General features: G+C 30.5%; 12 protein-coding genes. 4 read left to right on the top strand and 8 right to left on the bottom strand.

Going from position 1 to position 13,472, the window contains the following annotated elements; all coding sequences use genetic code 11:
- Window positions 1-110: 110 nt before the first annotated feature.
- The 4 genes from B4E59_RS14350 to B4E59_RS14365 all read right to left on the bottom strand — a co-directional run bounded on the left by B4E59_RS14350 (window position 111) and on the right by B4E59_RS14365 (window position 4,803).
- Window positions 111-584: a TolC family protein gene (locus B4E59_RS14350; RefSeq protein WP_286494825.1), complete on the bottom strand. Its 474-nt coding sequence runs from the start codon at window positions 582-584 to the stop codon at window positions 111-113.
- The gene (locus B4E59_RS14355) at window positions 581-2,728 is read right to left on the bottom strand and encodes an ABC transporter permease (protein WP_291053627.1); all 2,148 of its coding nucleotides are present in this window, start codon (window positions 2,726-2,728) and stop codon (window positions 581-583) included. Before B4E59_RS14355 ends, B4E59_RS14350 begins: the two co-directional genes overlap by 4 nt.
- Before the next feature lie 5 nt (window positions 2,729-2,733).
- A complete protein-coding gene (locus B4E59_RS14360; protein WP_286494823.1) occupies window positions 2,734-3,444 on the bottom strand; it encodes an ABC transporter ATP-binding protein in 711 nt (236 codons plus the stop codon).
- A 117-nt stretch (window positions 3,445-3,561) separates the two neighbouring features.
- Complete coding sequence (locus B4E59_RS14365) at window positions 3,562-4,803, bottom strand: efflux RND transporter periplasmic adaptor subunit (RefSeq protein WP_291048238.1); 1,242 nt, start codon at window positions 4,801-4,803, stop codon at window positions 3,562-3,564.
- Window positions 4,804-4,994: 191 nt separating this feature from the next.
- Here B4E59_RS14365 and B4E59_RS14370 point away from each other — a divergent pair, with 191 nt between their 5' ends.
- The 3 genes from B4E59_RS14370 (at window position 4,995) to B4E59_RS14380 (ending at window position 10,151) form a co-directional block, all read left to right on the top strand.
- Window positions 4,995-6,341 carry a sigma-54-dependent transcriptional regulator gene (locus B4E59_RS14370; RefSeq protein ID WP_286494930.1) on the top strand — a complete coding sequence of 449 codons (1,347 nt, stop codon included), beginning with the start codon at window positions 4,995-4,997 and terminating at the stop codon, window positions 6,339-6,341.
- A gap of 65 nt (window positions 6,342-6,406) precedes the next feature.
- The gene (locus B4E59_RS14375) at window positions 6,407-7,663 is read left to right on the top strand and encodes a sensor histidine kinase (RefSeq protein WP_286494821.1); all 1,257 of its coding nucleotides are present in this window, start codon (window positions 6,407-6,409) and stop codon (window positions 7,661-7,663) included.
- An 85-nt stretch (window positions 7,664-7,748) separates the two neighbouring features.
- The gene (locus B4E59_RS14380) at window positions 7,749-10,151 is read left to right on the top strand and encodes a heavy metal translocating P-type ATPase (protein ID WP_286494820.1); all 2,403 of its coding nucleotides are present in this window, start codon (window positions 7,749-7,751) and stop codon (window positions 10,149-10,151) included.
- Between the two features lie 49 nt (window positions 10,152-10,200).
- Here the strand turns inward: B4E59_RS14380 and B4E59_RS14385 are convergent, their stop codons facing one another.
- The 3 genes from B4E59_RS14385 to fumC all read right to left on the bottom strand — a co-directional run bounded on the left by B4E59_RS14385 (window position 10,201) and on the right by fumC (window position 12,592).
- Window positions 10,201-10,629: an RES family NAD+ phosphorylase gene (locus B4E59_RS14385; protein ID WP_286494819.1), complete on the bottom strand. Its 429-nt coding sequence runs from the start codon at window positions 10,627-10,629 to the stop codon at window positions 10,201-10,203.
- A gap of 2 nt (window positions 10,630-10,631) precedes the next feature.
- Window positions 10,632-11,066 (bottom strand): Xre family toxin-antitoxin system antitoxin, encoded by a 435-nt coding sequence (locus B4E59_RS14390; RefSeq protein ID WP_038334185.1) that lies wholly within the window; start codon window positions 11,064-11,066, stop codon window positions 10,632-10,634.
- Window positions 11,067-11,194: 128 nt separating this feature from the next.
- On the bottom strand, window positions 11,195-12,592 hold the full coding sequence (gene fumC, locus B4E59_RS14395; RefSeq protein WP_180904387.1) for a class II fumarate hydratase: 1,398 nt from the start codon (window positions 12,590-12,592) through the stop codon (window positions 11,195-11,197).
- Window positions 12,593-12,728: 136 nt separating this feature from the next.
- Between fumC and B4E59_RS14400 the strand changes: the two genes are divergently transcribed.
- A complete protein-coding gene (locus B4E59_RS14400) occupies window positions 12,729-12,935 on the top strand; it encodes a hypothetical protein (protein ID WP_038334195.1) in 207 nt (68 codons plus the stop codon).
- Window positions 12,936-12,985: 50 nt separating this feature from the next.
- On the opposite strand, the gene B4E59_RS14405 is transcribed toward B4E59_RS14400, so the two are convergent.
- Window positions 12,986-13,438 (bottom strand): SRPBCC family protein, encoded by a 453-nt coding sequence (locus tag B4E59_RS14405; protein WP_115000556.1) that lies wholly within the window; start codon window positions 13,436-13,438, stop codon window positions 12,986-12,988.
- Between the last annotated feature and the right edge of the window lie 34 nt (window positions 13,439-13,472).

Raw genomic sequence — 13,472 nt, forward strand, 5'->3', positions numbered from 1 at the left:
CTTCTTTCTTCCATAATAACGATTTCTTTATTGTATCGCTATTTCAGGTCGGGAGAAATTATAAATAAAAAACGACTCAATAATTGAGTCGTTTTTTATTTTGTATAGTTTTAATTTTCAACTAAAATTTTTAATTGATTTTGAATAAATACTTGACTCAAATTATTATTGAGTTCATTATATTTTGATTTTAACACTTGATTTTTAGACGATTTGTAAACAGAAGCATCAACTTTATCAAACTTATATTTTGTTTCTGTGGTTTCAAAAGATTGTTCAGAAGTTTTTACAATTTCAATTAAAGAATTGGTCAAATCTTTCAATAAATTTAATTTTTTTATTTCAAGATTAACGAGATCATTTAATCGTTTTTCCTCTTTATCTTTTTGCACTTCATTTAATTGTAATTCAATTTTTTTCAATTCTCGTTGTTGCGCTGTATTTCCTCTCGAATAAATTGGAATAGAAAGATTCAATCCAATATATTGACTTTTGTTGTCTTTTAATTGATTTCCAAACTGAAAATTAGTATCCGCCAAACTCTTAATTTTCTGCGCATAAAAAGTTCCGTAAGAATAATTCAAGAAATTTCTTTGTATTTACGTTCGATTGTGTAAGATGAAAGCGCAAACAATCCAAATAATGCGATTGTAATCACAATAACATTTAGAATTTTGAACATTTTCTCTTGTTTTGTGTAATTCTCATACGAACGAGCAAATTGCTTATCAACAAATTCATATTCAAATGGATAATCTTGATTAACTTTAGCTTTCCAAAACGTTTCAATGTTATCGATGGTTTCTTTTGTATCTTCTGTGTCTATTTTAATCAGTATATTTTGAAGATTGGAAGGCATCCACTTTACAACTTTAAAATGAAAAAACATCATTGGTCTAATCTTAGCCTGTGGCTCTCCCAAATTAAAATCTTTTATTACTCCAACCAGTTTTAATTTTTGATTATTCCAATCGAACTCGTCATTTAACTTTAATGTTTCTCCAAAATGTTTTTTTGCGGTTTCATTAATAAGAACACTGGAAATTGTATCAGATGAGATTTTAGGATCTAAATCTCGTCCTTCTTTTACTTCAATTTTCATCATGTTTAGAAAGCCAAAGTCAATCGCCATATTATCTGTTACCAATTGTTTATCTTTTACTCTAAAACTTGTGTTGGATATTGCTCCACCGGAACCAAACTTAAATGCCGTTGCATTAATGCTTTGTACGCCTTTAATTTTTGCTAAATCTTGCTGGAAACTTTCGTAAAAATTGAACTTATTTTCTCCTAAATCCTGTCTTTTAAACGGAATACTAATCACTTGATCTCCTGAAAATCCCAAATCTTTTTTTGCAATATGATTCATTTGTTGAATAACAAGAGTTCCAGCTACAATAAAGAATGTAGCAATAGAAAATTGTAAAATCAACATTCCATTTCGTAACCAAATTCCATTCTTGCTTCTTGAAAAATTCCCTTTTAGAACGTTAAGCTCTTTAAAATTTGACACATAAATGGCAGGAAAAATTCCGGCAATAATCACAACTACAATGAAAATCGCTACAAGATATGGGATAAACGGGATAATTTCTATTTCCAGGTTTTTGTCAATCAGCTGATTATAACTGGGTAAACCTACTTCAACCAAAGTCAAAGCAACCACAAATGCCAAAACAGTTGTAATGGTTGTTTCTACAATAAATTGGACAACAATATTTCGTTTGGTTGCTCCAACCACTTTTCTGATTCCTACTTCTTTTGCTCTTCTAATTGCTTGTGCAGTGGAAAGGTTAATATAATTGATGATGGATAAAATTAAAATCAGATAAGATAATCCCAGGTTAATCTGTAAAAACAGTTTGTTTCCCATTCCTTCCGGAAGTCTTGAAACTTTGGCATTTAATCTCGAATCTTTTAAAGGCTGTAATTGTACTTTAACAGGTTCGTATATCTTTGAAAATTCTTCTACTGAAACTCCTTCTCGTTGCGCATTTTTAACTGTATTATTCTCATAAAATAATTGTGTAGCCAGTTTCTCTACTTCTAGTTTGTCTGCAGGATTTTTAAGCTTTATAAATAGTCCTGTGCCATAATTTCCCCAGTTATCCTTAATATCCTCTAAACGTGAATAAATATTAGAAATAACCATTTTAGGTTGAAAGCTTGTGTATTTTTCTGCTTTAAAAACACCATAAATCGGCATCTTTATTCCATCATATGTTGTCAAGATTTTCCCTACAGGGTTTTCTTTACCAAAGATTTTGATTGCTTCACTCTCTTCTATTGCAACACCATATCTGTTTTTGCGAAAATCATCTACACTTCCTTTTATAAACTTGAATGGAATAAAATCAAAAAAATTCTGATCTGTACTAGTAATTCCAGTAACATAAACTTTTTTATTATTGACGTAATAAGTTTCTTGCCCATACCAACCTTCAAACCAACAATAACTTTCTATCTTATCTGATTTTTCTTTTAAGTAACGAGGCAAAGGTTCAACACTTGTAGGCCAAGTTTCTCCACCTCTCTGAAATACAGTTAATGTTTCAAATACGCGACCAATATTCGGATTCCATTGATTGTAACTCGTTTCATCTTTCCAATATAAAGTCGAAAAAATAACACCAGCAATTCCGATAGCTAAACCAAGAATTGTAAGAAATGTAAACCCTTTATTCTTGATCGTATTTCTTAAGTATATTTTAAGCCAATTTTTTAGCATTGAATTTAAATTTTAGTTTTCTCAAAAACATTTACATTTTTCTGATTCATTTTTTCAGAAAGAATTTCACCATCTTTCATGGTAATAATTTTATCAGAGTAAGCCGCATCATGAGCCGAATGTGTCACCATCAAAATTGTAGATCCTTGCGCATGCAAATCGGTCAAAAGCTCCATGACTTCATTTCCATTAATACTATCCAAATTTCCTGTTGGTTCATCAGCCAAAATTATTTTAGGATTAATCACTAAAGCTCTTGCTACTGCAACACGTTGTTGCTGACCACCAGAAAGTTGCTGTGGATAATGTTGCAAACGATGGACAATGTTTAATTTTTCGGCAATTTCTTGCACTCGTTTTTTTCGTTCCGAGTTCGAAACTTTAGAATAAATCAAAGGTAATTCGATATTATCATAAACTGATAATTCATCAATTAAGTTGAAATTTTGGAAGATAAATCCTATGTTTTCTTTTCTAACTTGAGAGCGTTTCGATTCGTTTGCATTAGACATTTCAAGGTTATTCAAGGTATAACTTCCTCCATTGAAAGAATCCAATAATCCAATAATATTCAATAAAGTTGATTTTCCACAACCTGAAGGGCCCATAATGGAAATAAATTCTCCAGAATTGATTATTAAATTAATCTCATTCAACGCTTTTGTTTGAATATCTTCTGTGATAAATATTTTTGATAAGTTTTCTATTTTAATCATGATGTTATTTTTTTAATTTATTTTTTGTCATTCCGAACATAGCTTTTAGCGAAATGAGGAATCTGTATTTTATAGATTTCTCGATAAGCTCGAAATGACAGCTAAAATTGTGTGTTATTATTTTTTTATCGTTAATTCTTGTACTTCTTTATAATCTTCGTAATTCGAAATAATTACTTTTTCATTTACTTTTAATCCTGAGGATATCTCATAAACACTCGGATTTTCTCTTCCTAATTCAATTTTTCTTCGTGTTGCTTTATCATTATTAACAACAAAAATCCACTTCCCTTGTGTGGTTGTATAAAAGGAACCTTTCTGAATCACTAATTTCTTCTCTTTCTCGGATAAAATCAATTTTACTCCTACGGATAAACCTTCTTGTAAATTTTCAGGAATTTTATCAATAAATTCTAATTCTGTTTTAAATTTTCCATTTTTTATTTCTGGAGAAATCTTAGTCACTTTCACTTTTATGATTTTTCCTTTAATTTCGATTTGTCCATATTGATTTTCTTGAATTCTATCCAAATAATATTCATCTACCATTGCAACTAATTTATAACCGCTTAGAATATCCACTTTTCCTATGCTTTTTCCTGCTTCTATTGATTGTCCTAATGTCGCTTCAAAAGAACTTAAACGACCAGTTTCAGGTGCTAAAACCAAGAAATTTTGTTTGTTTTTCCGAAGCGTTACTAGACTTTTTTGCATGATAGCTAAAGCTTCATTAATTTGCTTTAATTGAATCGAATTTGATTCACGTTCCTTTACCAAACTTTTTTGAATAATTGCTTTTCGTTCTTGCTGATAGCGCATTTTTTCCTTCGTATTCTCCCACTCATTTTTTGCTAACACTTCTCGATCATATAACTTTTGATTTAGTTCATAATCTAATTTTGATTGATTAAAATCGTGTTCAATTCCTACAAAATCCTTTGATAGATCTAATTCTTGATTCCGAATAGATAGTTTTGCAACATTTAATTGATTCATTTGTTCAATAATTGCCGTTTCTTGCGTCAAAAAATTAAGTTCCGTATTCGGATTATATAATCGTGCAATTGGTAATCCTTTTGTCACCTTCTCACCATTTTCTACAAATATTTCTTGAACAGAACCACCTTCTATCACATTGATAAAGATTGAATTAATTGGTTCTATTTGTGCCTGAAAAACAACAAAATCTTCAAAATAATCTTCAGAAACGTCTTTTATCATCAATTCATTTGCACTTACAGTTAAAGTTCGCGGTCGATTCATCAAATAAAAACTCGAACCGCCTAAAATTATGGTCGTTACAGCAATTATTCCGAGGCGTTTATATTTTTTATTTTTTTGATTGATTTTCGTATCCATTATTTATTAAATTTACCAAACAACCGTTTATTTATGGTTATTTTACTAATTATCAATACGTAATAAATATGCCCAAAATTTATAATTTCTTAAAGCATTGAAATCAATTCTTTTAAAAAATTATATAAAAAATAGACTGTCCGAAAACGAACACTTATTTGTTCAGAAACGGACACATGACAAAACTGAATATGAAGAAAACTTTAGCCACTATACTGATTTTAGACGATCAAGAAGAAATATTAATTGCAAGTCGACTACTTTTGAAACGCCAATTCGAAACAATTATCACTTGTTCTGATCCTAAAAAGATTCCTCAAATCTTAGTAGAAAATGAAATTGATGTTGTTTTAATGGACATGAATTTTAGAACAGGTTATGAAGATGGAAAAGAAGGAATTTTTTGGCTGAAAGAAATTCAACATGCGCAACCAAAAACGAGAGTAATTTTAATGACTTCCTATGGAAGTGTAGAAACTGCGGTTGAAGGTTTAAAACTTGGTGCGATTGATTATATTTTAAAACCATGGGATAATGATAAATTAGTTAATCTTATAAAAGAAGCGATAAAACAACTTAGAAAATCGAGGAAAATAAAAGAAGCGAAAGAAAATAAGTTGTTTTACGGAAATTCTCCGAGTATCGAAAAAGTATATAAAATCACCAATAAAATTGCAAAAACCGATGCAACAATCTTGATTTTAGGCGAAAATGGTACAGGAAAATCAGTTTTGGCAAAATCAATTCATGAAAATTCTTCTCGAAATACAGAAAAATTTGTTCATGTTGATTTAGGTTCTTTAAACGAAAATCTATTTGAAAGTGAATTATTTGGATATAAAAAAGGTGCGTTTACCGATGCAAAAGAAGATACAATTGGTCGATTTGAAGCAGCAAATAATGGAACAATTTTTTTAGATGAAATTGGGAATTTACCAAATCATTTACAAGCAAAACTTTTGCAAGTAATTCAGAATAAAGAAATTATTCGTTTAGGAGAAAGTTTACCAAGAAAAATTGATGTTCGGATTATTGTTGCTACGAATGCGAATCTTGAAAATGCAGTAAAAGAAGGTCGTTTTAGGGAAGATTTATATTATCGAATCAATACAATTTCAGTTACAATGCCAAGTCTTAGCGAACGAAAAGAAGATATTAAACCTTTGATTGATTATTTTTTAGAACTTTATGTTGATAAATATGAAGTAGAAAAACCTATTATCCATGAACAAATTTTACATCAATTAGAAAACTACGATTGGAACGGAAACATTCGAGAATTGCAAAACAGAATCGAACGTGCAATTATTTTGGCTGAAGAAAATGAAATTACGATTGAAAATATAGGTTTCACAACATTTATTCCTCAAAAAATAACAGATAATTCAAATAATTTGAACGAAATAGAGCGAAATAAAATTGTAGAACGTTTACATTTTTTTGAAGGAAATATTAGTAAAACAGCCGAAAATTTAGGTGTTTCTCGTGCTGCTTTATATCGAAAATTAGAAAAATATAACATTACGAATTATAAATAATGAAACGCAATTCTCTTATTTTTCAGTTAGTACTCAGAATACTTTTTTTAGCATTTCTTTTGTTTATGTTGGCTTTTATTGGAATCAAAAATTATTGGTTTTCATTTACATTTGTATGTATTATTACAATTGTTTCGATTACGGAAATAATTCATTTTTCTAAAAATTATCTTTCTAAAAATCAGAAAATTATAGATGCTTTATTGTACAATGACTTTAGCTTAAATATTAATCAAAATCAATATAAAAAAGACAATTCTGTATTAAAATTATATCATAAAATTAGAGAAGAACATGTTTTAAATTCGTCTAAAGAAATCATTTATCATCAATTATTGAATGCAGTTCCGTTTGGCTTTTTGATTCTTAAAAAAGAAGAAAATGATCGAAAAATTATATTTATCAATCATCATTTTCAAAAGATATTTAGCGTTCCAAAATCAAGTTCGTGGAATTATCTAAAAAAATTGATTCCACAGTTTTGTGAAACTTTAGAAAATAAAGAATTTGATGATTTTAAAAGTACAATTGACATACAAATTAATGATGAAGAGCGACAAACTTATCTGATTCAGAACACAAAAACGTTGATTGCTCATGATGAATATGCGATTATTTTTATTGATTCGATTCAGCGCGTGATTGATTCCACTGAAAAAGAGGCTTGGATGAATATTATGAAAGTTATTGCGCATGAAATCATCAATTCTTTGACGCCTATTTATTCATTAGCAAATACCACAAAAACTTATTTTGAAGCGAATCATTTAGACAAAAATGATTATGATGATATTCGTTTGAGTTTGGATACAATTATGAATAGAAGTCAGCATTTACAGACGTTTGTAGAGCAATATCGTAAATTGACCATGTTACCAAACCCTGTTAAATCGTTACAAAATTTGTATGAAATTGTCCAAGGAATTGAACAATCTTTTTCGGCTGAATTTCATCAAAAAAATATTGTTTTTCAGAATTTAATTCCACAAAATATTGAAGTTGAAATTGATCGTATCTTATTTGAACAAGTTTTGATTAACTTAATCAAAAATGCGATTTATTCATTAGAAAATGTAGAAACTAAATCTATTGAAATTTCATCGAAACAAACTGATAATCGATTGCAAATTATTATTCAAGATTCTGGACAATTGATTGATGAAGAAATCATTTCCAAAATATTTTTACCTTTTTATACAACTCGAAAAGATGGTGCAGGAATTGGCTTAACACTTTCCAAAAACATTATAGAAGCGCACAAAGGTTATTTGTATTATCAACAAAATGATGGCGTGAAACGTTTTAATATCATCTTAAAGTAATTAGTAAAAAGTGTAACTTTAACCTCTAATTATATAATACTTTCTCGCCAAAATCTTTGGAAATTTGTCCCATAAAATTACTGTTATGAATGCACTAACACTTACTATACCGATTATCAATTTGAATTCAGAAAAAGATGTTGAACTCATCAATAAATTACTTTCTGAAATAGAAAATCTTGATGAATATGCTGTGAATTTAGATGCTAAAACGATTAACGTTTCGGCAAAGAAATTATGGAAAGTTTCCCCTAAAATCTACGAAACTTTAAAGCAAAATAACTTCAAAATAGATTCTGTCGAAAAATCGTATCCCGTTCTCAATATGACGTGTGCTTCGTGTGCGAGTAGTTCTCAAGCGAATCTTAATCGTCAGTTAGGTGTTGTAAATGCGGAAGTGAATTACGGAAATGGAATGGGAAAAATAGAGTACATTCCTACTCTAGTTTCTCCAGAAAATTTGAAAAATGCTTTAGTAGAAGTTGGCTATGATTTGGTGATTGATGAGTCTAAAAATCAAGATGAAGAAATAGAACAACTTCACGAAGAAAAATACAAAACGCTGAAAAATAAAGTGATTTGGGCTTTAATTTTTGGAGTTCCTTTATTTATTATTGGAATGTTTTTTATGGATATGCCTTACGGAAATTACATTATGTGGGCACTTTCTACGCCAATTCTTTTCATTTTTGGGCAACAATTTTTCGTCGGTGCTTGGAAACAATTGAAAAATAAATCGGCTAATATGGATACTTTGGTTACTTTGAGTACAAGTGTAGCCTATCTTTTTAGCGTTTTCAATACATTATTTCCAGAATATTGGCACAGCAAAGGTTTGCATGCGCATCCTTATTTTGAAGCTGCTGGTTTAATCATCGTTTTTATCTTGATTGGTAAATTGATGGAAGAACGTGCGAAAGGAAATACTTCCGAAGCGATCAAGAAATTAATCGGATTACAACCTAATACTGTGTTGGTTGTGAAAGATGGAGATCAGGTTGAAGTGAAAATTGAAGATGTACAAATTGGTGATTTGATTATTGCAAAACCTGGAGATAAAATTGCGGTTGATGGAATTATTGTTTCGGGAGAATCTTTTATCGATGAAAGTTCATTGACAGGAGAACCAATTCCAGTTGAAAAAGGAATTGATGCAAATGTTTTTTCAGGGACCTTAAACCAAAACTCTCCTATTCAATATAAAGCCTTGAAAGTAGGGAATGATACACTTTTGGCTCAAATTATTCAATCGGTTAAAAATGCACAAGGAAGTAAAGCGCCAGTTCAACAATTGGTAGACAAAATTGCAGGTGTTTTTGTTCCGATTGTAATTATTATTGCAATTCTAACGTTCATTACTTGGTTAGTTTTAGGTCAAGAAAATGCTTTTACAATGGCCCTTTTATCGATGATTACTGTCCTTGTTATCGCTTGTCCTTGTGCGCTTGGTTTAGCAACACCTACCGCGATTATGGTTGGAATGGGAAAAGGTGCTGAGCAAGGAATTTTGATCAAAAATGCTGAAAGTTTAGAATTAGCGAAGAAAATTGATACAATTATTTTAGATAAAACAGGAACAATTACAGAAGGAAAACCAAAAGTACAAGAATTGATTTGGTTTGATGATTCTGCTAAAAATATGCTTTATACAATCGAAAATAATTCGCAACATCCTTTGGCAAAAGCGATTACAGAACATATTGGAAAACAAGATATTTTACCTGAACTAAAAATTGAAGATATATCTGGAAAAGGATTGAAAGCTAATATTTTAAATGACACTTATTATGTTGGAAAAACAAGTTGGATTACTGAATTAAATATTCAAATTGATGAAAATGTAAAACAAGCTATTCAAGATTTTTCGATTAAAAATTATACTACTTCTTTCTTTGGAAATGATAAAAAAGTTTTGGGATTAATTGGAATTTCTGATGAAATAAAAGCAACTTCTGTTGAAGCTATTAAAGCTTTTCACGAAAAAGGAATTGAAGTTTGGATGGTGACTGGTGACAACGAATTTTCGGCAAATGCAATTGCAAAACAAGTCGGAATTGATCAAGTTGTCGCAAATGCTTTACCAAATGATAAAATGAGTATTATCAAAGATTTGCAGCAAAAAGGAAAAGTTGTTGCAATGGTTGGTGATGGAATTAACGACAGTGCAGCGTTGGCTCAGGCGGATGTTTCGATTGCGATGGGAAATGGTTCTGATATTGCGATTGATGTGGCAGAAGTTACCTTGATTGGCGGAGATTTGACAAAAATCGATCATGCAATTAATTTATCTACGCAAACGGTCAAAACAATTCATCAAAATTTATTTTGGGCATTTATTTACAATGTAATAGGAATTCCAATCGCTGCTGGAGTGCTTTATCCAATTAACGGATTTTTGTTAGATCCTATGATTGCTGGTGCTGCAATGGCTTTGAGTAGTGTAAGTGTTGTAACAAATAGTTTATTGTTAAAGTATAAAAAGATTTAAAAAAACTTTAAAATATTCATAAAAAAATCGGCTAAATATTTAGTCGATTTTAATCTTCTAATTCTTTGATTTTAACCTTTGAAGAAAAATCAGGATGTTTTGTATTGATTAAATAATTATATTCTTTTGGAATGATTGACGATGGAACTTTGATAACCAAATATTTAAAATCCTGATACCAAGCAGAACCAATCTCTTGTAACTCGGGATAAGCCTCTACAGATTGCCAATTCTTAGGTAATTTAGACTTTTTAATTTCATAAATTTCATCTTCTTCGCAATCAATTTCTATCACTAATAATTTGTACGAGTTATCAATGCTAATAGAACTTCTATGCACCACCAATTTTAAGGTTGAAAGCGCGCGAGAACTTCCTGCATAAATAACAAATTCATCATTTTTATTCCATCTGTTGGCAACTCCAGAAGCTTGTAATGATTTTGAATATCTCGCTTTACGAATATTGTAAACTAACATTGTTAGACGTTTTCTCCGTATTCTATCGCAGTCAAACGATTATCGATAAATTTCAGACCTGAAACTGTATCAAGAAAATCTGCTGGCGATTTTTTATCTAACAAAACATTAGGCGTCGTTAACCATTTCTCGAAATCATCTTTTGTATTGAAAACCTCCAAACCGTGTTTGTATAAAGAAATCAATAAAACAATATGCTCTTTTGTATTATCTTTTAGAGAAACATCTTTCGTTTTATAATTTCTGTATGTACGCGTTGTGATATTTAACCAACTTGAGATTATTTCGTCTTTTAACGTTGATAATTCATCAAGATATTGAATATATTTTTGATCAATATTATAACGATTTACGTAAAAATAAACACTCGTAAAATCTCTTACTTCAGGGATTTCATTTATGATTTGTTCGTATTTTTTTAGTTTAACAGTTGCCATAATTCTAAACTTTTATTAAAGTTACAATTTTTCCACTTAATAAAGGAACTTTTTCTCAAATTTAAATAAATTTAACAAAAAAAGAGGTTGCCTAAGCAACCTCTTCCTATATAATGATTTAAAAATTCTTATTTCAAAGAACCAACCATATCTTCTGGTTTTACCCATTCGTCAAATTCTTCAGCAGTTACATACCCTAATGCGATTGCAGTTTCTTTTAACGTTGAGTTGTTTTTGTGAGCTGTTTGAGCAATTTCAGCAGCTTTGTAGTAACCAATTTTCGTATTAAGTGCTGTAACTAACATTAATGAATTATCAACTAATTCTTTGATACGAGCATAATTTGGCTCAATACCTTGCGCACAATGCTCATCAAAAGACACACAAGCATCTCCTAATAAACGTGCAGATTGTAAGAAGTTTGCAGCCATAACTGGTTTGAAAACATTCAATTCATAATGACCTTGAGTTCCTCCAATTGTAATCGCAACATCGTTACCCATAACTTGAGCTGCAACCATTGTTAACGCCTCACATTGAGTAGGATTTACTTTACCTGGCATGATAGAAGATCCTGGTTCGTTTTCTGGAATGATAATTTCTCCAATACCTGAACGAGGTCCAGAAGCTAACATACGAACGTCATTTGCAATTTTGTTTAATGAAACAGCTAATTGTTTCAAAGCTCCGTGAGTTTCTACGATTGCATCGTGAGCAGCTAATGCTTCGAACTTATTTTCTGCTGTTACAAATGGATGACCTGTAAATTCAGCAATGTATTTAGCAACTAAAACATCGTATCCTTCTGGCGTGTTAAGACCTGTACCTACAGCAGTTCCACCTAAAGCAACTTCAGATAAATGCTCTAGTGTATTTCTTAAAGCTTTTAAACCGTGATTTAATTGCGCTACATATCCAGAAATCTCTTGACCTAATGTTAATGGCGTTGCATCCATTAAGTGTGTACGACCAATTTTTACAACAGATTTAAATTCTTCAGCTTTCTTAGCTAATGTATCACGTAATTGCTCAACACCTGGAATTGTTACTTCAACAACTGCTTTGTAAGCAGCAATGTGCATACCTGTTGGGAAAGTATCATTAGAAGATTGAGATTTGTTAACGTCGTCATTCGCTTTAAGAACTGGTTCACCTTCTCCAATTTTGAATCCAGCTAAAACTTGCGCACGATTAGCAACAACTTCATTCACATTCATATTAGATTGAGTTCCTGAACCTGTTTGCCAAATTACTAAAGGAAATTGATCATCTAATTTTCCTGCTAAAATTTCGTCACATACAGCAGCAATAGCATCACGTTTTTCAACTGGTAAAACACCTAATTCAGCATTTGCATAAGCAGCAGCTTTCTTAAGATAAGCGAAACCTTCTACAATTTCGTGAGGCATAGAAGCCGCAGGACCAATTTTAAAGTTGTTACGAGAACGTTCTGTTTGAGCACCCCAGTATTTATCTGCAGGAACTTTTACTTCCCCCATGGTGTCTTTCTCAATTCTGTATTCCATTTTGGTATTTTTTATTATTTATATATTGTTTACTTATCTCACAAATTTAAGAAATCGTTTGATGAAAGAAAAGTGATTAATGTTAGTATTTCTATAAATTTTATTTACTAAGTTTGTATCACATAAAAATAAAATCATGATTCAATTTTTAGGTTTCTTATTATTCTTAACAATCGCTTTATGCGGATTCTGGGGTATCATCTTTTTTGCAACGATGGCTATTTCTTGGATTCCATTTTGGGTTGCGAATTTAAGAAAAGAAAAAGCTGGAATAGTAACAGCAGAAGATCCTCGTCCGATTTTACCAAATCAAGAAGGAATCACAGTATTATTCAAAAAATAATAAGCTGTAAAAAAAAATTAAAAGGAACTTGACGAAGTTCCTTTTTTTATTTATTCGACTTTCGAATCTTCTTCATAATTTCCTTCCAAATAATTTTTCAAACTAATTCGGATAATTTCTGTCCAACCAGCTTCAAAACTTTCGCGCGAGAAATTTTTATCATCAGGCGGAAAAGTTTCAATTCCTTCATGAATCAACGTTAATTTTGTTTGCGGAACAATTTCATCTGTTAATTCATCCAAAATAAATGTAACAACAGAATTTCCTTCGTAGACAGGATATTTCCATGTATAAGCTAACAATTTAGTCGGCTCTACTTCTACTATTTTACAGTGATGTAAATACGATCCGCCATAAAACTCAAATTCGAATCCAACTTCTGGAACAAACTTCTTAATATCAAAATACCATTTATCAAAAGCAGATTTTGTCGTTAAGGCATTCCACACTTTATCAATTGAAACATCAAAAATTTCTACTATTTCTACAGGCTTTGCACTCATATTCTATTTTTTTATGATTTTGTTTAATTTACTA

The sequence above is a fragment of the Empedobacter sp. UBA2044 genome, assembly GCF_002333005.1.
Classification (GTDB): domain Bacteria; phylum Bacteroidota; class Bacteroidia; order Flavobacteriales; family Weeksellaceae; genus Empedobacter; species Empedobacter falsenii_B.

What these genes read in the sequence shown, in the direction of transcription:
- B4E59_RS14355 (WP_291053627.1), bottom strand. Translation starts at nt 2,728, where the DNA reads ATGCTAAAAAATTGGCTTAAAATATACTTAAGAAATACGATCAAGAAT.
- B4E59_RS14360 (WP_286494823.1), bottom strand. Translation starts at nt 3,444, where the DNA reads ATGATTAAAATAGAAAACTTATCAAAAATATTTATCACAGAAGATATT.
- B4E59_RS14365 (WP_291048238.1), bottom strand. Translation starts at nt 4,803, where the DNA reads ATGGATACGAAAATCAATCAAAAAAATAAAAAATATAAACGCCTCGGA.
- B4E59_RS14370 (WP_286494930.1), top strand. Translation starts at nt 4,995, where the DNA reads ATGAAGAAAACTTTAGCCACTATACTGATTTTAGACGATCAAGAAGAA.
- B4E59_RS14375 (WP_286494821.1), top strand. Translation starts at nt 6,407, where the DNA reads ATGTTGGCTTTTATTGGAATCAAAAATTATTGGTTTTCATTTACATTT.
- B4E59_RS14380 (WP_286494820.1), top strand. Translation starts at nt 7,749, where the DNA reads ATGAATGCACTAACACTTACTATACCGATTATCAATTTGAATTCAGAA.
- B4E59_RS14385 (WP_286494819.1), bottom strand. Translation starts at nt 10,629, where the DNA reads ATGTTAGTTTACAATATTCGTAAAGCGAGATATTCAAAATCATTACAA.
- B4E59_RS14390 (WP_038334185.1), bottom strand. Translation starts at nt 11,066, where the DNA reads ATGGCAACTGTTAAACTAAAAAAATACGAACAAATCATAAATGAAATC.
- fumC (WP_180904387.1), bottom strand. Translation starts at nt 12,592, where the DNA reads ATGGAATACAGAATTGAGAAAGACACCATGGGGGAAGTAAAAGTTCCT.
- B4E59_RS14400 (WP_038334195.1), top strand. Translation starts at nt 12,729, where the DNA reads ATGATTCAATTTTTAGGTTTCTTATTATTCTTAACAATCGCTTTATGC.
- B4E59_RS14405 (WP_115000556.1), bottom strand. Translation starts at nt 13,438, where the DNA reads ATGAGTGCAAAGCCTGTAGAAATAGTAGAAATTTTTGATGTTTCAATT.